At 33.0% G+C, this 19,411-nt stretch carries 16 protein-coding genes and 3 tRNA genes; 12 read left to right on the top strand and 7 right to left on the bottom strand.

Translation table 11 applies throughout. The annotated features are described in order from the left end of the window. Nucleotides 1-12 precede the first annotated feature (12 nt). From QWY86_RS01970 to QWY86_RS01940, 7 genes are all read right to left on the bottom strand, one after another. Nucleotides 13-1,515, bottom strand: a complete 1,503-nt coding sequence (locus QWY86_RS01970) for a peptide MFS transporter (protein WP_290238133.1) — start codon at nt 1,513-1,515, stop codon at nt 13-15. 1 nt (nt 1,516) lies between these two features. Beyond that, nucleotides 1,517-3,076, bottom strand: a complete 1,560-nt coding sequence (locus QWY86_RS01965) for a peptide MFS transporter (protein ID WP_290238131.1) — start codon at nt 3,074-3,076, stop codon at nt 1,517-1,519. A 147-nt stretch (nt 3,077-3,223) separates the two neighbouring features. After that, complete coding sequence (locus QWY86_RS01960) at nt 3,224-4,114, bottom strand: hypothetical protein (RefSeq protein WP_290238129.1); 891 nt, start codon at nt 4,112-4,114, stop codon at nt 3,224-3,226. A gap of 9 nt (nt 4,115-4,123) precedes the next feature. Further along, nucleotides 4,124-5,299 carry an acetyl-CoA C-acyltransferase gene (locus tag QWY86_RS01955; RefSeq protein WP_290238128.1) on the bottom strand — a complete coding sequence of 392 codons (1,176 nt, stop codon included), beginning with the start codon at nt 5,297-5,299 and terminating at the stop codon, nt 4,124-4,126. A gap of 176 nt (nt 5,300-5,475) precedes the next feature. Further along, nucleotides 5,476-5,643 carry a type II toxin-antitoxin system antitoxin gene (locus tag QWY86_RS01950; RefSeq protein ID WP_290238126.1) on the bottom strand — a complete coding sequence of 56 codons (168 nt, stop codon included), beginning with the start codon at nt 5,641-5,643 and terminating at the stop codon, nt 5,476-5,478. A 4-nt stretch (nt 5,644-5,647) separates the two neighbouring features. Beyond that, nucleotides 5,648-6,169, bottom strand: coding sequence for a hypothetical protein (locus tag QWY86_RS01945; protein ID WP_290238124.1), 522 nt, complete (start codon nt 6,167-6,169; stop codon nt 5,648-5,650). A 6-nt stretch (nt 6,170-6,175) separates the two neighbouring features. Next, a complete protein-coding gene (locus tag QWY86_RS01940; protein ID WP_290238122.1) occupies nt 6,176-7,033 on the bottom strand; it encodes an SPFH domain-containing protein in 858 nt (285 codons plus the stop codon). A 118-nt stretch (nt 7,034-7,151) separates the two neighbouring features. Here QWY86_RS01940 and QWY86_RS01935 point away from each other — a divergent pair, with 118 nt between their 5' ends. The 12 genes from QWY86_RS01935 (at nt 7,152) to QWY86_RS01880 (ending at nt 19,409) form a co-directional block, all read left to right on the top strand. Continuing rightward, nucleotides 7,152-9,230 (top strand): HD family phosphohydrolase, encoded by a 2,079-nt coding sequence (locus QWY86_RS01935; RefSeq protein ID WP_435406621.1) that lies wholly within the window; start codon nt 7,152-7,154, stop codon nt 9,228-9,230. Between the two features lie 80 nt (nt 9,231-9,310). Beyond that, nucleotides 9,311-9,397: transfer RNA gene (locus QWY86_RS01930), tRNA-Ser, on the top strand. A gap of 88 nt (nt 9,398-9,485) precedes the next feature. Further along, a tRNA-Pro gene (locus QWY86_RS01925) sits at nt 9,486-9,559 on the top strand. A gap of 54 nt (nt 9,560-9,613) precedes the next feature. Beyond that, a tRNA-Pro gene (locus QWY86_RS01920) sits at nt 9,614-9,687 on the top strand. A 504-nt stretch (nt 9,688-10,191) separates the two neighbouring features. Next, a complete protein-coding gene (locus QWY86_RS01915) occupies nt 10,192-10,863 on the top strand; it encodes a TolC family protein (protein WP_290238120.1) in 672 nt (223 codons plus the stop codon). A 21-nt stretch (nt 10,864-10,884) separates the two neighbouring features. Next, nucleotides 10,885-13,020: an exopolysaccharide transport family protein gene (locus QWY86_RS01910; RefSeq protein ID WP_290238118.1), complete on the top strand. Its 2,136-nt coding sequence runs from the start codon at nt 10,885-10,887 to the stop codon at nt 13,018-13,020. Nucleotides 13,021-13,048: 28 nt separating this feature from the next. Then, entirely contained in the window at nt 13,049-14,314 is a 1,266-nt protein-coding gene (locus tag QWY86_RS01905; protein WP_290238117.1) for an O-antigen ligase family protein, read from the top strand. Nucleotides 14,315-14,594: 280 nt separating this feature from the next. Next, a complete protein-coding gene (locus tag QWY86_RS01900) occupies nt 14,595-15,050 on the top strand; it encodes an acyltransferase (protein WP_290238115.1) in 456 nt (151 codons plus the stop codon). A 22-nt stretch (nt 15,051-15,072) separates the two neighbouring features. Further along, nucleotides 15,073-15,855 (top strand): glycosyltransferase, encoded by a 783-nt coding sequence (locus tag QWY86_RS01895; RefSeq protein ID WP_290238113.1) that lies wholly within the window; start codon nt 15,073-15,075, stop codon nt 15,853-15,855. Nucleotides 15,856-15,858: 3 nt separating this feature from the next. Continuing rightward, nucleotides 15,859-17,070, top strand: coding sequence for a glycosyltransferase (locus tag QWY86_RS01890; protein ID WP_290238111.1), 1,212 nt, complete (start codon nt 15,859-15,861; stop codon nt 17,068-17,070). 3 nt (nt 17,071-17,073) lie between these two features. Beyond that, on the top strand, nt 17,074-18,261 hold the full coding sequence (locus QWY86_RS01885) for a glycosyltransferase (protein ID WP_290238109.1): 1,188 nt from the start codon (nt 17,074-17,076) through the stop codon (nt 18,259-18,261). A 29-nt stretch (nt 18,262-18,290) separates the two neighbouring features. Beyond that, nucleotides 18,291-19,409, top strand: coding sequence for a glycosyltransferase (locus QWY86_RS01880; protein ID WP_290238106.1), 1,119 nt, complete (start codon nt 18,291-18,293; stop codon nt 19,407-19,409). Nucleotides 19,410-19,411: the final 2 nt, after the last annotated feature.

Raw genomic sequence — 19,411 nt, 5'->3', positions numbered from 1 at the left:
TTAAAAATGTTTTTACTTAATTTCTTGCATTAATTTTTTAATTAGCTGAGAGAATACGATTAAAAATATTCCTGCAATTAATGAATATAAAGCAAGTGATTTATAGCCTTCTGTGTACGAAGTTAGTTTAGTGATTAATGAAGCATTCTCAATACTCGACATTTCTGCACCTAATTTACCTGCTGCAAGTTGCCCGAATGCGCTAAATAAGAACCACATACCCATCATCATCCCAAACATCCTTTTAGGAGATAACTTTGTAATAATAGACATGCCTATTGGACCTATACAAAGCTCGCCAAGTGTAAGTAGTAAATAAGCTAAAGTAAAAACGTTTAATGAGCTTATTCCTTGCTCATTAGCAAAAAATCTGGTGGCGTAAAAAACGTAAAAGCTTAATGCCAATAATACAAAGCCTAATCCGAATTTAATAACCGTATTCGGTTCAATTTTTCGTTTGTGCATTCCAATCCACAATAAACCTAATAAAGGACTGAAAACAATAACAAAAAATGAATTAACACTATTGTTGATTACATTAGGATCTATTGAGAAAAATAAGAGATTATGATTTAAGTTATCCTTCGCAAATAAAGAAAGCGAACCGCCACTTTGCTCTGAAATAGCCATAAATACGAAATAGCAGAATATAAAAATAAAGGCTGCTAAAAGTTTATATCTAGCTTTAATTTCTTTAATGGTAAACAGCTCATAAAAGAAATAAACCAAAGCTACAATGCCAATTGTGTACATGAAATAATCGGTATATGCAGTATTTCTAACCATTATAAAAATTAATGGAATGCATAATAAGGAACCAACATAAGTAGCTATTTCATAAGTCTTTTGTTTAGTTTTTGCTAAATGTAAGAGTGGAGAATTTCCGATAGGACCTAAATATTTTTTAGTGAAAATAAAAGTGCCTAAGCCTATCATCATTACAACTGCGGCAGAAAGAAAACATAAATGCCATGAAACGTATTTACCAAGATAAATGCACATTGCTCCGCCCAACAATCCTCCAACATTTATTCCCGCATAAAATAATCCATAGCCGGCATCTCTTCTATTATCCTTTTCGTGATAAAGTTCTCCAACCATTGATGAAATATTCGGTTTGAAAAACCCGGTACCAATGATAGAAAGTGTTATACCAACATAAAATAAATCCTGTGGGGAGAAAGCAAGAATTAGGTTTCCAATAATCATTAAAGAACCACCCCAGAAAAGTGATTTTCTAAATCCTAAAATCTTATCAGCAAAAATACCACCTATAAAAGTAAAAGCATATACAAAGGCTTGAATTGCTCCGTACTGCAAGTTAGATTTCTGGTCGGTTAAGCCTAGCTGATCAACCATAAAAAATGCTAATACGCCACGCATTCCGTAAAAACAGAAGCGTTCCCACATCTCAACTAAGGATAAGTGCCAAAGTTGTTTTGGGTATTTTCCCTCAAAACTCTGTATAGCTTCTAATGTTTCAATAGAAGGTGTTTTTTCTGTCGCGATTTGCATTTTATTTAACCCCGTGCATTAGTTTTTTAACCACTGGATGTAAGGCTGCAATTAATATACCTGCCGATATTGGTACGATTGTAAAGATTAAGAAGAATGTTGTTAGGCTATATTTTTGAGTAATTTCTTCGATCATACTGCCCGATACACCTGCCAATTTATTTCCCATTGCTAAGAATAAGTAATATACACCGAACATGAAACCAATCCATTTTGCCGGTACCAATTTACTTACATATGATAAGCCTACCGGAGAGATGCAAAGTTCTCCCAAAGTGTGAAATAAGTAAGCAAATACAAGCCATGCCATACTTACTTTTATTTCTGGAGATGTAATTGCGGTAGAACCATAGGCTAAAAATCCAAAACCTATACCCAATAAGGTTAAGCCTAAACCAAACTTTAAAGAACCTGGAAGGTTATATTTGCTTTCCCACCATTTTGAGAAGACAGGCGCAAAACAGATAATAAATAAAGAGTTTAATATGTTGAACCAAGAAGCCGCAATTTCAGTTGTGGTTGCCGAGAATTCTCTTTCAACTTTCCATAAAACTATACCCCAAATAATGATGAAGCTGGTTGCTAATATTAAATTTCCTAATTTATACTTTGCAATGGTTTGTGAGAATAATTTAAATAGTACAAAAGAAATAATACCTAATGGAACTATTGTTAATAAGGCATCAACAATTTTAAATGTTAAACCAGCACTTCCAGTTAGAATTCTGGTTGTATTTTCCTTTGCAAAAATAGTCATACTTCCGCCAGCTTGCTCAAAGGCAGCCCAAAAGAAAACAGTAAAGATTGAGAAAATAAAAACTACAATCAATCTATCTCTAGTAATATTTGAGGGAATCTTTTCTTCTTTTATTTCAGATTTATTTTCCGCCTCGGCTAATTGTAGTTTCTTTTCTTCTTTAGGTAATAAACCAATACTCCCAAAAATGTTTTTGGTAAAATAAAATTGTAACATTCCCAAAAACATGAATATACCAGCTAAGCCAAATCCCCAGCTCCACGATATTTTTTCTCCTATGTAACCGCAAATCATAATGCCTAAAAAGGCACCAGCATTAACACCCATATAAAATATAGAGTATGCTCCATCTTTCTTTTCTGGATGATCTTTATATATTTTAGAAACGATTGAAGTCATGTTTGGCTTAAACAAACCATTACCAACCATTAAACAGCCTAAGCCGATGTATAAAAAAATTGGCGTTTCAATAGCCATACTCGCGTGGCCAATTGTCATGATTAAAGCGCCCAAAATTACTGCCCATCGGTATCCCAGTAATCTATCGGCAATTAAACCACCTAAAACCGGTGTAAGGTAAACACCCATGGTATATGTTCCGTATAGTGATAGTGCATCAGCTTTTGTCCATTCCCAGCCACCAGAAGCAATTGATGAGGTTAGAAATAAAACAAGTAAGGCACGCATACCGTAGTACGAAAATCTTTCCCACATTTCCGTAAAAAAAAGCACAAAAAGTCCGGCCGGATGACCCAATACTTTATTGCTAAAGAAATCGTCTTTGGTTTCAATGGATGTTTGCATAAAACATTTGTTTGTTTTAGTTTATGAATTCAGAATTTGTGTGTTGTTAAGTTAGTTTAACAGGGCGCAATATAGCGAGCAGAGGGCATTCTAACAAATTTTTAACTTATCTGTAAAGTAATGAATACGTTAAGGTTAAATATCGAACTAAAATTTTCTGATTGGTTTTACGTTTTTAGCCGGATCTGCATAAAGCGCATCATTAGCATTGGCTTCATTTTTAAGAACAATATTCTCCTGAAGCCTTAACCTTCCTCCAATTATTTTAAATGCATCCGTGTTTCCATCAGATCCATAAAACTGGAACTTTCCAACCATTTCAGGGTCGAAAGGAGCGAGGTGATCAAATACAATTATACCAGCATTTTTATCGGTTTTTAAAACCATTGCATTTTGCTTATTATATTCAAAAATCATGCGATTTTTACCTTTTAACTCTTTTCCATCAAATACAGGCATTCCAAAATTTGCATTGTCCTTTTCGAACGATAAAATTTCAATTACCTTTTTTGTAGATTCTGAGGTATTGCCTTTCCAACCTAAAAGAACATAATATGGCAACTTGCCCGAAATAGAAACAGGAATTATCTCATAATAACGAGCTCCAAGCCATTTTTGATTATTTGTAATGATATTCGCATCCGCAATATTCTCTGTTTGATCTATCAAAGGATAAAGTTTTAGTGCGCCGTTGTTATTCATCTGGATTGTACCGAAATAACGATAAGTTCCATTTTCGAATGGTAAATACCACGAAATAATTCTAAAAACCTGGTCAGCTGATTTTACAACTGATACATTTTTTAATGAATCGAAGCTATAATTAAATGAATTTGTTTCTTTCAATGCATCAACTAAAGTCTTGATAAATTTTCCATTCAAGGCTGTTTTTGCTTCATCATTTGGAGCGGTATAAATCAGCTTTGTAATGCTGTTAAGAGTATCTTGAAAAACATCAAGCTTATTTTTGTGCTGCGCTGAAACTAAATAAGTTTGCAGACAGATGAAAATTAGAAAATAAAATTTGATGTTTTTCATTTATAAATACTATAGCTTTTCAATAACTAGTGCACTTGCACCTCCGCCACCATTACAGATACCGGCAACGCCAATTTTTCCGTTATTTTGTTCTAATACCGATAATAAAGTTACCACAATACGAGCACCAGATGCACCAAGTGGATGACCTAATGAAACAGCGCCACCATTAACATTTACCTTACTTTCATCGAGGTTTAAAATCTGGTTGTTTGCAATCGAAACAACAGAAAAAGCCTCGTTAATTTCAAAGAAGTCAACGTCATTAACGCCAATATTTGCCTTTTTTAAGGCCAACGGAATTGCTTTTGATGGGGCAGTAGTAAACCATTCAGGCGCTTGTTGTGCATCAGCATAGCTGATTATTTTTGCTAATGGTTTTATATTAAGCTCTTTGGCTTTTTCAGCACTCATTAAAATTAATGCTGCTGCTCCATCATTTAGTGTTGATGCATTAGCAGCCGTAACGGTTCCATCTTTCTTAAAAACAGGTTTCAATGACGGGATCTTATCAAATTTAACAGCCGTTGGTTCATCATCAGTAGTAATAATTGAAACTTCACCCTTTCTATCTTTCACTTCAATAGTTACAAGTTCGGAGTTGAATTTCCCTGACGATTGTGCTAACTGTGCTCTTTTGTAAGATTCAATCGCAAAATTATCTTGATCTGCTCTACTTATATTGCAATCAGTAGCACACAATTCAGCAGCAGACCCCATATGGTAATCATTATACACGTCCCATAAACCATCTTTTACCAAACCATCGGTAATTTGTCCATGACCTAATCTATAACCATTTCTTGCTTTATCTAAGTAATACGGCACATTACTCATGCTTTCCATTCCGCCAGCCACAATAATATCATTATCGCCATTTGCTATACTTTGTGCGGCTAACATTATTGCTTTGGTTCCTGAAGCACATACTTTATTAATTGTAGTTGCAGGTAAATCTGGTAAACCGGCCAATTTAGCCGCCTGGGTTGCAGGTGCCTGACCAATATTAGCAGATAAGACATTACCCATATAAACCTCCTGAATTTGGGATACATTTAATCCAGCTCTTTCTATTGCAGCTTTAATTGCGAAACCGCCAAGTTGCGGAGCAGAAAACTGTGCTAATGTACCACCGAAACTTCCAATTGGCGTTCTTACTGCCGAAACAATTACGACTTCTCTCATTTAAAATTATTTTATGAATTTTTGGTTAGGCTGCTAAGTTATGGATTTTTTAATATTTCAAATTGAATGAGTTTTAAATGATTGAATTTTGAGTGATTGAATAAGTGAATGATTTGGTAAAACAATTAAAAAATTAAACACTTAAACAATTATCACTAAAGACTAAAGACTAAAGCTTATTCCTCCTTACTTTTTCCTTTTCTTCTTGATTTTAGCGCTTGCGTGAGCAGGAATTCTATTTGCCCATTTGTGCTTCTGAACTCTTCAGTAGCCCAGGTTTCAATTTCTTTCAATAATGCAGGATTTATCCTTAATACAAAAGCTTTTTTATCTTTCTCTATCATTTCATTATCTTATTGCTTGTATATTGTACCTTATTTTAAGGTTTATAAGAAACAATTCTAATTCATCAACCTTGTTAGAACTGAACAATAGTTTTTTGCCATTTCTAAAATTTATTTGAAATCCTCTTGATTTGTCATTCATTAAATATGCCTTATCCTTAAAGTTAAACCAAAGTCTATGTTTAACGCCATAGCCACCATATTCAGAAAAAGCATCATACTTTCTAACGTATGCGGCTTCGATATGCTCCCAATGATAAGTACGACTTTTTCGTTGAAAAGGAAAGTATCGATATGAAAAACCTTTGCTATTAATGGTTAAAGTCAGCTGGTTTTTCTGAATTATAAAAATGATAAGAAATGGAAGGAAAAGGGCCAAAACAGGTGCGAAATACATTTTTTTTAAATCCTGCAAGCTAGGTCCATCTTGATAAAAACCAAGAATTAAAACCGTAGGAAGTATTGTTAAGCCAGTTATCAAATATAGCCACCAGATTTTTAACCCTTGCTTTTCTTCAAATTCCATTTCCATCTAATTATAAAGCGTTCCGGTATTTACAACTGGTTGTACATTTCTGTCGCCACAAAGTACAACCAATAAATTGCTCACCATGGCTGCTTTACGTTCTTCATCTAAATTCACAATATCCTTTTCCGATAATTTTTCTAAAGCCATCTCTACCATGCCTACTGCTCCTTCTACAATTAATTTTCTTGCAGAAATAACCGCAGTAGCTTGCTGGCGTTGCAACATGGCACTTGCAATTTCCGGAGCATAGGCCAGGTGAGAAATACGGGCTTCTAAAACTTCAATACCGGCTCTTGATAATCTTTCATTTAGCTCATTTTCTAAAAGTTCGCTCACTTTTTCTGCTCCATCTTTTAAAGTAATGCTATCTTCTTCACCTTCAGCATGATCGTAAGGGAATATATTGGCTAAATGCCTTACAGCTGCTTCACTTTGAATAGTAACATACTGCATGTAGTTTTCAACTGAAAAAATGGCTTTAGCGGTTTCGTTAACTTTCCAAACTACAACAGCAGCAATTTCAATCGGATTTCCAAGTTTATCATTTACTTTTAATTGTTGCCCGTTTAAATTATTTGCTCTTAAAGATACTTTACGTTTGGTCGTTAGTGGATTAACCCAAAAGAAACCATCCGTTTTTACGGTACCAACATACTTTCCAAATAGTGTTAATACTTTCGATTCATTCGGGTTATTGATAATTAAACCAGGAAGTACGAGGAAAAAATTGAAGGCCAAAAGGCTTCCTCCCCAAATAAAACGTTCTGTTACAAAACAGAAAACAGCGGCACCTAACAGTGCTAAAAATAATGCAAATGTTAAATAACCCGAAGGCGGGTTAATAATTTTTTCTTGATACATAATTGATATTAATTTGATATCATAAAATAAATTATAAAAATTGGTAATTGCAAACAAAATCAGTAAAATGTATATTAGATAAAAATGTTATTTTTGACAAAATCATAAATGGAGCGTTTTGGCTAAAATCAAGAAAAATTCACATAAAATCCTTTATCGTAAGTATTCATCAAGCTTTAAATATTTGATGATGATGGTTACGGTTTTTATTATCACCCTATTTTTACCAAAGCAACCGCGATTTAGGTATGAGTTTGAAAAAGGCAAGGTTTGGATGAACAAGGATTTAATTTCCCCATTTCCTTTTGCAATTCTTAAAACCAATCCGCAAATTAACTCTGATAAAAAAGATGCACTTCGTGATATTTTACCCGTTTATCAATTTGATAATGATATCAAGAAAGATGCTTTGGATGCCTATTTAAATGAATTTGATATCAAATGGCGCTCTACTGAATTAGCTGAAACAGAAAAAGCAGCTTACAGAAGTGCATCTTACAAATTGCTAGATCATCTTTACACCAAAGGGATAATTGGCTTAAATGTAAAACACCAAACTTCTGGGAAGCATTACGATTTTTCTCTTTTGAATAATAATATATCCAAGCTTCGTAACACGCAAGATGTTTACACCGCAGAAAGTGCATTGCAATACTTTAAGCAAAATTTCAAGGCCTCTAATCAAGTTGTTCAAGATTTAATTGATAATCTGGCAGAAGATCATATTACTCCGGATTTGATATTTAACGAACGATTAACGGAGATTATTCGGAATAATACTGTTAATAATGTATCTACCACAAAAGGTATGGTGCAAAAAGGAGAACTTATAGTTGCTAAAAGCGATATCATTGATGATGAAATTTATCAAAAGTTAGAATCGTACAAAGCAACTTACGATGCTCAAACTAAAACTATCGGTAGCAGAACGCTTGTTTATTTAGGTCAGGTGGTTTTAGTTGGTTTCATTCTTAGTATTTTGATGTCTTTTCTTTTTCTTTTTAGGAGAGATATTTTTTCAGATAACAGACAGCTTTCATTAATATTGATAGTAACAACGGGCATGTTACTCTCTTTAACTTGGGCACTCAAAATGAATATTGCTAGTTTATATTATATTCCATTTTGTGTTGTACCGATAATCATCAGGATTTTATTTGATACACGGTTAGCGTTGTATTTACATATGCTGGTTATATTGATTGCTGGTTTCTTTGTCGCAAATAGCTTCGAATTTGTGTTTTATCAGGTTACAGCCGGAATGGTTGCTATATTCAGTATTAAAAATTTCGTTAAGCGTGAGCGTTTTTTAGTATCTGCACTATTTATTCTTTCTGCTTATTTCGTTTCATTTGTTGGCATTGCACTCTTACGTGAGGGCTCATTTAGTGAAATTGAATGGGTAAATTTTGTTCCATTTATATTCAGCGTTTTACTTTCTTTATTGGCTTACCCTTTAATTTATATTTTCGAACGGGTATTTGGCATCACATCAGATGTAGCCTTGATAGAATTAACCAACACAAATAATAAGTTGCTTCGAGAGCTTGCATTCAAAGCTCCAGGGACATTTCAGCACTCGCTCCAGGTTGCAAACCTTGCTGAGGCTGCAATATTTAAAATTGGAGGTAATTCTGTATTGGTAAGGGCAGGGGCATTATATCACGATATTGGTAAGGTTGATAATCCTCAGTATTTTATCGAAAATCAAAATACGGCGATTAGTCCGCATGATAAGCTTCCATACGAACAAAGCGCACAAATCATTATTCAGCATGTTCATAAGGGAATTGAAATTTTGAGGAAAAATCAGATGCCCGAGGCTATTATTGACTTTATCAGAACGCATCATGGAAACACGAGAGTCGATTATTTTTATCAGTCATTTTTAAAAAACTCACCAGAAAAATTTGTCGATGAAAATATTTTCAGGTACCCTGGGCCGATACCTTTTAGCAAAGAAACTGGTGTGTTAATGCTGGCCGATTCTGTTGAAGCCGCGTCGAGATCGCTAAAAAATCCCGATGCTCAGAACATAAATGACCTTGTTGAAAGGATAATTAACTACAAATTGGAACAAAATCAGTTAGATAATTGCGATTTAACATTAAAAGATATCGAAACTATCAAATTGATTTTCAAGACGATGCTGATGAGCATCTATCATGTTCGAATAGATTATCAACAAGTTTTATAATTTTTTTTTGTGGAATAACTTGTTTTACTATATTTGCAGACCTCAAAACAAGGTCGGTATGACAAGTTGAAAGGAAAAACGGAGAGGTGCCTGAGAGGCCGAAAGGAACAGTTTGCTAAACTGTCGTACTGGTAACGGTACCGCGGGTTCGAATCCCGCCCTCTCCGCAAAATAAAATTGGTGAAATAGTCGGAGTTATCATTTTAAAACCGTTACTTTGCCACCCCTTGTAAAAAGGGAAACAGATACCAAGTTCGGGGTGTAGCGTAGCCCGGTATCGCGCCTGCTTTGGGAGCAGGAGGTCGTAGGTTCGAATCCTGCCACCCCGACACAATTTGCATATGTATATGCAGATTTTTTTAAAAAAAGATCGATACCAAGTTCGGGATGTAGCGTAGCCCGGTATCGCGCCTGCTTTGGGAGCAGGAGGTCGTAGGTTCGAATCCTGCCATCCCGACATTAATTAAGCCTTCCTTCCGGAAGGCTTAATTTTTTTTAAAAAAAAACCAACATTTTCTTGAGGAGGATTAATTTGCAAAAAAAAAAAATGCAGGTATATAACAAAAATTTGATTTTTTCATTATCATAGGTGTTACCTTAAAAGTTCCGGTCAAATTTATTTTACTTTTGAGATTAAATAAAGAATATGACACAGGGAATGAACCTCGTATACAATACTTTTAAATAATTGAATTAATACTTCAACTCTTCATGGAGACATAATCTTGTCTTTTAATAAAATTGAGACTGTGATCCCTAAAACAACAATTTTTGTAGAAAAAACAATTGAATTAAATTCGCTAATTTTTATTCAGATAATTATCGTATTTTTCTGAATTAAAAATATTTATAAAAACTTTTCCTTCACAATTTAAAAGGAAGAAGTTTAATTGTATATTTAGACGTTTTTTATTCATCCTAATCATCACATAATAAAACACTGTAAATAACCCTATAATTAATGAAAACTCTAAAAAAAATTACGCTTGCTTTCTTGATTTTTTTCAGTATTAACGCTGCAGCGCAAGAAACAATTATTCCTGAAATTAAATATGCCGATTTAGAAAAGTATATTGAATTAGCTAAGCAAAACTATCCTCGAAGGAAAATGGCTGAGGAGCGTAGGATAGGTGCTCAAACTGGTGTAACAATTGCTTCTCTTTCTTATTTGGATTTATTTAATGCTTCATATTTTTACAGGCCACAAGATAGGGTTGTATTAGATCCATTAAATCCTTATGGTATACAGTTTGGTATTAATTTAAACTTAGGTAATTTTTTAACAAAACCATTCACTGTTAAAAAAGCAAAGTCCGATTATAGAATAGCCCTTCTTGAACAGAAAGAATATGATATACAGTTAGGCATGGAAGTTAAAAGGAGATATTATGACTATATTCAAACGATAAGCTTGTTAAAAATAAACACCCAAATGGCTAGTGATAATAAAGGTGTTGCAGAAACTTTGAGAAGCAAGTTTGAAAAGGGAGAGATTACTTTAGATGCATATAATCAGTCTAGAATAATTCAATTTTCATCATATCAGGCTAAAATAACATCAGAAACAACTTATTTGAAAGCTAAAGATTCTTTAGAAGAAATAATTGGGGTTAAGCTTTCAGATGTTAAATAAACAAAATTAAAATTTTATTTAATGGATTTAAAATCATTTCTAAAATTGGTTATGAAGTATAAATGGGTGCTAATTTTGGTGCCCATTATTGCTGTAACAATAACTTACTTTCTAGTACAAAACTTACCAAAACAATATAGTTCAGAAGTTCAGATTTCTACAGGATTACTCGATCCTTCAAAAAAAATCTCAAATGAAAATACAGATTTTTTTAAGGTCAGCCAGCAAATAAATAGTATTATGGAAAAGTTTAAGATGAAGAAAATCATCAATATTCTTTCCTATAATTTAATTTTACACGATTTAAAGCAGCCAAAATCACCATTTAGAAAATATAGTGATAAACTAGATTCATTAAATGATGCTCAAAGAAATGAAGTAATATCTCTATTTGAGAATAAGTTAGCTTCTAAAGCCATTCTTACGCTTAGCGATAACAACGGAAAGTACAAACTTTATGATATGGTGGCATCTATGGGCTATGGAGAGGATGGCCTTAGAAAGCAAATCGAAATCACACATGCTGATAACAGTGACTATATTAACATTGAATACGTTTCTGAAAATCCTAATTTATCAGCATTTTTAGTTAATACACTTGCTGCTGATTTTATTGTAAACTATAGTGGTGAAATCAACAGTAACCAAAATAACTCAATTCGTTTATTAGATTCAGTTTTAAAGCAGAAAGAAGTTATGATGAATCAAAAAAATGGTTCTTTATCGTCTTTTAAGCGTAATAAAGGTGTTCTAAATCTCAACGAACAATCTGCAGCAGTATACTCACAAATTACACAATATGAAGCTCAGCGTGCAGATGCTATTCGCAAAATTCAATCTAGCCAAGGTGCCATTGCTGCAATTGTAAGTAAATTAGGTGGCAGTGATTCCTATGTCGCTGGTAGTAGTAGAGCTGATAATCGTGAAATTGTTAGTTTGAAACGAGAGTTACAAGCTGCTAATAATACTTTTATAGAAAACGGTTTCAAACCTTCAGATCAGAGAAGAATCGATTCGCTTTCAAAAATAATACAAGCAAAGAGCATTCAAAACTCTGACGATAATGTTTTGGATCCTAGGACCTCAAAGCAATCTTTGGTGGCTCAGAAACTTGCTATGGAAATTGCAATGACTGAAGCTCAAAGCAGTATTCGTTCCATAGATTCTGAACTTTCATCTCTTAGAGCCAAATATGCGAGTATGGTGCCATATGATGCAGACATTCAGAACTATGAACGTGAGGCAGATTTAGCTACTAAGGAATATATGACTTCTTTAGATCAATTTAATCAGGTTCGTGGCGAGCAGGCTATGGGAGTCAGACTTAAAATTGAAGAAATAGGTTTACCTGGAAATCCAGAACCATCGAAAAAAATTCTTTATCTCGCAGGTTCGGGAATAGGAAGTTTTGCAATTTGCCTAAGCTTTGTATTGGCCATGTTCTTGTTGGATAATAAAATTGTAACTTCTCAGCAGTTAGCACATGCAACAAAGTCATCAGTTGTAGGTACATTAACTAAAATTGATAACAACGAAAGAAGTATAAGAGACATCTGGAATGATAAAAACGGAAATATAAGCTATGAATTTTATCGTGATATGCTTCGTTCATTAAGATTTGAAATAGATGGCAAAATGCAAGCAGACGATAGTAAAATATTAGGCGTAACAAGTTTAATAGGAGGCGAAGGAAAAACCTTTTCTTGCTACAGTTTGGCATATGCTTTTGCGATGACTGGAAAAAAAATACTTTTAATTGCAGATGAATTACCTGTAGTTAAATCTGAAAGCAAAGCACTAGCAACAAGTCAGAATTTTCAAACCTTCTTGATAAAAAAAGAAATTCATACTGAAGATCTCATTACTATAATGAACAAAAGCACAGCTAGAGAGTCTTTACTTGAGTTGCAGAGCATAAAGAGTCTTAAAGCAGGTTTTGAGGTTTTAAAAGAAGAGTTTGATTTAATTATTGTTGATGTAAATAGTCTTAAGGATATTAATATTGCTAAAGAATGGCTTCTTTTCACGGAGAAGAATATAGCAGTTTTTGAATATGGAAAAACTATAACTGATAATGATAAGGAATATACAGACTATATAAAAAAGCTACCTGGATTTTTAGGTTGGGTTCTTAATAAAGTGCAAATTCAGAATTAAAACTCTGTAAATATTTATCCTGTATTAAATGAGGAATTTTCTTCTTTACGCATTAATTGTATATTGTTTTACTTTTGGAATTCTCGGTAGAGAAATAGGTGGTATTCCATACGGTACTTTAATAGAAGGACTTATTGTTGTAATTTGGATAAGTATAATTATTTCTGCACCTAAAGAGCATTGGAGCGCCTTAAATTCAGATATTGTTTTTCTGTTTTTATTATGGTTTATAATTAGCTTGTTGCAAGTTGTTAATCCAGGGGCAAGTTTAATGGGCTGGCTTATGGAAATCAGATCAGCTGCATTATATCCGTTAATGATTGTTTCGTTAGGCTTTATTATTTTCAGAGAGAATAAGCAACTAGACACTTTTATTATCATTATTATAGTATTCTCATCATTAGCTGCCATCAATGGGGTAAAGCAACTTTATATTGGTCCATCTAGGGGAGAACAAATGTTTTTAGATACCGGTGGAGCTGTAACTCACGTTTTATGGGGCAGATTAAGGGTTTTCTCATTTTATAGTGATGCAGGTCAATTTGGAGCTTCGCAGGCCCATATAGGCTTAATGTCGCTTATTTTAGCATTTGGGCCATTTAAAAAATGGAAAAAAATAGCATTGTTCGCCTGTTCTATGTTGATGTTATATGGAATGCTTATTTCTGGTACAAGAGGTGCATTGTTTGCATTAATTGTAGGAGGATTTTTAGCCATTTTATTAAGTAAGAAGTTTAAGGTTTTATTAATTGGCGGCCTATTTGCATTTGCCTTTTTGTTTGTGCTAAAGTTTACCAACATAGGAAACGGCAACTACCAAATTTATAGATTACGCTCTGCTTTAAATCCGGAAGATCCTTCATTAAATGTTAGATTTAACACACAGATGGCTCTTAGAGCATATATGAGCGAAAGACCTTTTGGAGGTGGGCTTGGTGTAATTGGAGCTAACGGTACGCAATATAATGCCGATAAATATTTATCTACGGTACAGCCTGATAGTTATTTTGTTAAAATATGGGCAATGTATGGTATAGTTGGGTTAACAATTTGGTTAAGTATAATGGTTTATATTTTGGGTAAATGTTGTGGCATAGCTTGGAATATAAAAGACGAATCAACAAGAATAAAAATGATTGCATTAACTTCCGGATTTGCAGGTATTTTATTTTGTAGTTATGGAAATGAGGTTATAAATACCATGCCCTCATCAATAGTTGTGTATTTATCTTGGGTATTTATTTTAATATCCCCACAATTAGAGAAAATGGAAAAAAGCAAATTGTTAACTTAAAAACCTTTAAATATGCCATTTGAGATCTTAGCTCTTCCTGTTATAATTAGCTTTATTGTCGGTTTTATTAATGGATTGAATAAAATTAAATCTGAAGAATCGGAGGAAAGTTAATATGTCTATAGTCTCAAAAATCAAGTCCAATCCAAAATTTAAAAAGATTGCACTATTATTATTAATTCCTACTCATGAGCACGGCCCTAGATTATGGGTGAAGCTATTTCTAAATCCTTTTAAGCATAAGAGGGGCAAAGGAAGTATTGTTCGAAGACGAACAAAAATGGACGTATTACCTTTCAACAAATTTAATTTAGGTAATTATTCTACTATTGAAGATTTTGCAACTGTTAATAATGGAGTTGGCGACGTAATTATTGGAGACAACACAATAATTGGAGTAGGAAATGTAATCATTGGCCCTGTAACCATTGGTAATGAAGTAATGATGGCGCAAAATATTGTGGTATCGGGTTTAAACCATGGTTATGAAAATGTTGAAATATCGCCGGCAAAACAAAAGGTGATTTGCAAAAATATCTCTATTGAAGATGATGTATGGATTGGAGCAAATAGCGTTATTACTGCTGGTGTTACGCTCGGAAAACATTGTGTAATCGGAGCAGGAAGTGTGGTGACTAAAGATATACCTCCATTTTCTATTGCTGTCGGTAATCCTGCTAAAGTAATAAAGAAGTATAGTAGTACTTCTGATAAGTGGGAAAAAATTAATATTTAAAGATACTCTAAAGAAAAATTGTATGATAAAATATGCTCATCATTTTGATACTGTAGCACTACTAATCACCCATTACAATAGGAGTAAGTCACTCGAACGGCTGTTGGAAAATTTTCAGAAAGTTAATTGCTCTTTCGGGCAAGTTGTTGTGTCGGATGATGGAAGCAAAGCCGAACATTTAGAACAGCTAAAGTTGCTTAAAGAGCAATACAACTTTGATTTGATAACAACCCCTAAAAATAAAGGGCTTGGCAACAATATCAACAAAGGACAGGATGCTGTAACGTTACCATACACACTCTATGTACAGGAAGATTTTATACCCCTTCCAGGTTGTGAAAAACCTTTAAAGGATGCATTATCAATTTTGGAAACTGAAGATTTTGATACTATAAGATTCTATTCTTACCTTCAGTATACACATAAAGAACCTTATAGAAATGGCTTTTCGAAGATGGTGTTCAATCATGGTTCTACAAATCTCGATAAATTTCCTCTGTATAGTGACCATCCACATTTGCGTAGAAGCAATTTTTTTGAAAAATTTGGGCGCTATGCAGAAATGAAAAACCCAGAAAAAACTGAATTTGATATGATGATATCATATTTACAACATAAGGGTAAAGGTTTATTATTCGACAATTATAAGGGAGTTTTCGAACAGATTAATACATCTTCAGAACCAAGTACAATGCATTTGGATAGATTATCTTGGAGAGAACGAGATAATTTCTTCATAAATACAGCTAAATATGTTTACAGGTTTATACTTTTCAATTATAGTCTATATTTCAAAAAGTATTAATTGATGGATAAAAAATTCGATAACGATATTATTATAATTGGCCAACAACCTTGGGATACTGAGATTGGAAGTAATTGTAAAGATATTGCATTAGAGCTAAGTAAGAATAATAGAGTTTTATATATTAATTCTCCGCTAGATCGCATTACATTGTTAAGAGGCAAGAATGACGACAAAATAAAGAAAAGAATCAATGTTATTAAAAATAAAGAACAAGGATTAATTAAAATTAAAGATAATCTTTGGAATTTGTTTCCTGATTGTATAGTGGAATCTATTAATTGGATAAATTATCACAATCTTTTTAATTTCATTAATAAACTAAATAATAAAAAACTTGCTACGTCTGTAAAATCTGCATTAACAGAATTAGGATTCAGAAACACCATATTATTTAATGATAATGAGATGTTTAAAGGCTTTTATCTCGATGTTTTGCTGAAGCCAGATTTGAGTATATATTATTCTAGGGATTATATGCTTGGAGTTGATTACTGGCGCAAGCATGGAGAATATTTAGAGCCTAAACTTATTAGTAAAAGTGATATTTGTTTTGCCAACTCAACCTACTTAGCTGATTATTGCAAACAATACAATCAAGATTCATTTTATGTTGGACAAGGCTGTGATATTGACGATTTTGCTAACAGAAATATTGATGCAATTCCTTCAGATTTACCTTTAGATAAACCAATTGTAGGCTATGTTGGTGCACTAAACACAATCAGGTTAGATATAGAAATTATCGAACACATTGCAGTTGCTTGCCCTGATATTAACTTTGTCTTAGTTGGGGGAGAAGATGAAGTTTTCAAGAATAGTCTTCTGCATTCAATTGATAATATAATATTTTTAGGCCAAAAGCCAGTTGAAGATTTACCAAAATATATAAATAATTTTGATGTTTGCATTAATCCTCAGTTAATTAACCCTGTAACTATTGGAAACTATCCCCGAAAGATTGATGAATACTTATCTCTAGGGAAACCAATAATTGCCTCCTCTACCAAAACGATGGAGGTTTTTAAAAATCATGTCTATCTGGCTAATTCAAAAGAGGATTATGTTCAATTAATTAGGCAAGCAATAAAAGAAAATAACCAGGAATTAATTGATGAGAGAATACGTTTTGCTTTGACACATACCTGGGAAAATAGTGTAGACCTGATGCGAGTACAAATATCAAAAAAGTTAAAAGAGAAGTTTAAACACTAAAGGATGAATTTTGGTTCAATCATATTTATTTTATTTCAGGCATTAATTGCTATTCATTTAGTATTTCCATTTATTTTATTTCTTACACAACGTTTTACTAGAAAATCAAAAAGAGCAATTAATAATTCGGTAATAGAAGCAGACTACGCGATCATAGTTACAGCATATCAGCAAACAACTTTGGTTCCAATGGCTGTAGATTCTATTTTAAAATTAAATTATAATAACTATTTGATTTATGTTGTGGCAGACAACTGCGATATTTCCGAGTTAAATTTTGATAATGACAAGGTCGTTGTTCTTCGTCCAGAAGTTGAATTAGCGAGTAATATAAAATCACATTTCTATGCGATTGATAATTTTAAAAGACCCCATAATCGATTAACAATAATAGATAGTGATAATCTTGTTCATAGTGAATACTTGAATGAGCTAAATTATAGTTTTAACCAAGGATTTCAGGCTGTACAAGGAATTCGTGAAGAAAAGAATCTAAATACTCAATATGCATGTTTAGATGCTGCAGGTGATATTTATTATAGATATACTGATAGACAACTACTTTTTGATAATGGTTCTTCTGCTTCATTATCCGGATCTGGTATGGCATTTACTGTTGCGCTTTACAAAGATTGTTTGCAAGAATTAAAAACAAGTGGTGCCGGATTTGATAAAATTTTGCAATACGAAATTTTAAAAAGGAAACTTAGAATTGCTTTTGCCGAAAAGGCGATTGTTTATGATGAAAAGACATCAAAATCAGAACAACTTGTTAAGCAAAGAGCTAGATGGATAAACACATGGTTTAAGTTTTTTAAACTAGGACTTAAATTAAATATGACCAGTATTTTAAATCTAAACAAAAATCAGTTTTTGTTTAGCATTATGTTATTAAGACCACCACTTTTTATTCTTTTTGCGTTGTCTGCAATTTGTTTTTTAGTAAGTATTTTTATTATGCCTTTAGCTATAATTGCATGGATACTATCTGGCTTGGTATTTATATTTATATTTTATAAGTCGTTAGCTAATTTTAATGCTGATAAAAGAATATACGATTCGCTGAAAAGCGTTCCAAAATTTGTTTTTTTTCAGGTATTAGCTTTAATAAAAGCAAACAAGGCCAATCAGATTTCTGTGGCTACCAAGCACGATCAGCAGTCTAGCATTAATGATATTAAATCAAATTGATTTTTAGATAAGTAAATCATCGTTGTAAAATGAATAATAGGATTAAGATACTTCAGACCATAAGACAAGGTAAAATTGGGGGAGGGGAATCACATGTATTAGATCTAGTTGAAGAACTAGATAAAGATAAATACGAAAGCATTGTTCTTTCATTCACTTATGGCCCTATGGTAGATAGAATGAAAGAAATGGGGATTAAAACCTATGTTATTGAAACAGAAAAACCTTTCGATTTCACTAAATGGGCTGCCGTTAAGGAAATTCTAGTTTCTGAAAAAATTGATTTAGTACACGCTCATGGTACCAGAGCGAATTCAAATACCTTTCAAAGCGCCAAAAAGCTTAATATCCCTATTGCTTATACTGTTCACGGTTGGTCCTTTCATCCTGATCAAAATTTTCTCTTAAAAAACTTAAGAATTCAGGGTGAAAAATTTTTAGTTAATAAAGCTAACCTAACAATTTGCGTTTCAGATAATAATTTAAATGATGCTAGTAAGCAATTTGAAATGAAGAGAGCAAAGGTTGTAAAATATGGTATTAACCTTAAAAAATATAATCCCAAAGGAAATTTCCCTGATATTAGAAAAGAACTCAATATCGAGCCATCAACTATTCTAGTAGGATACGTTGTTCGAATGACTAAGCAAAAAGACCCTTTAACTTTAGTGAGAGCAATTGCATTATTACCCGAAGACCTAGACATTAAATTTCTTTTTGTTGGCGATGGTGAATTAAAAGAAGATGCGATAAATCTTGCTAAAGAACTTAATGTTTATTCGAAAATAATTTTTATAAATTTCAGACAAGATGTTCCAAACATATTGAATGCAATTGATATTTATTGTCTACCATCCCTTTGGGAAGGACTTCCAATTGGCATGTTGGAAGCTATGGCTATGAATAAAGCTGTTGTTGTAACGGCTATTGATGGGGCAAAGGAAGTTATCAAAACTGGCGAAAACGGAATGCTTGTTCCGGTTCAAAATCCTAAGCAACTTGCAGAAACCCTAACTTTGGTTGCAAAAGATGAGCAACTTCGAATAAAAATTGGTAGCAATGCCGGGAAAACAATTCTAGAAGAATTTAGCGTATCTATAATGACAAGAAAGATTGAGAAAATTTATGATGAACTTGTAGCTCAATAATG

The sequence above is a fragment of the Pedobacter aquatilis genome, from assembly GCF_030409415.1.
Lineage (GTDB): Bacteria > Bacteroidota > Bacteroidia > Sphingobacteriales > Sphingobacteriaceae > Pedobacter > Pedobacter aquatilis.
This window is presented reverse-complemented; position numbering and strand designations above follow the sequence as displayed.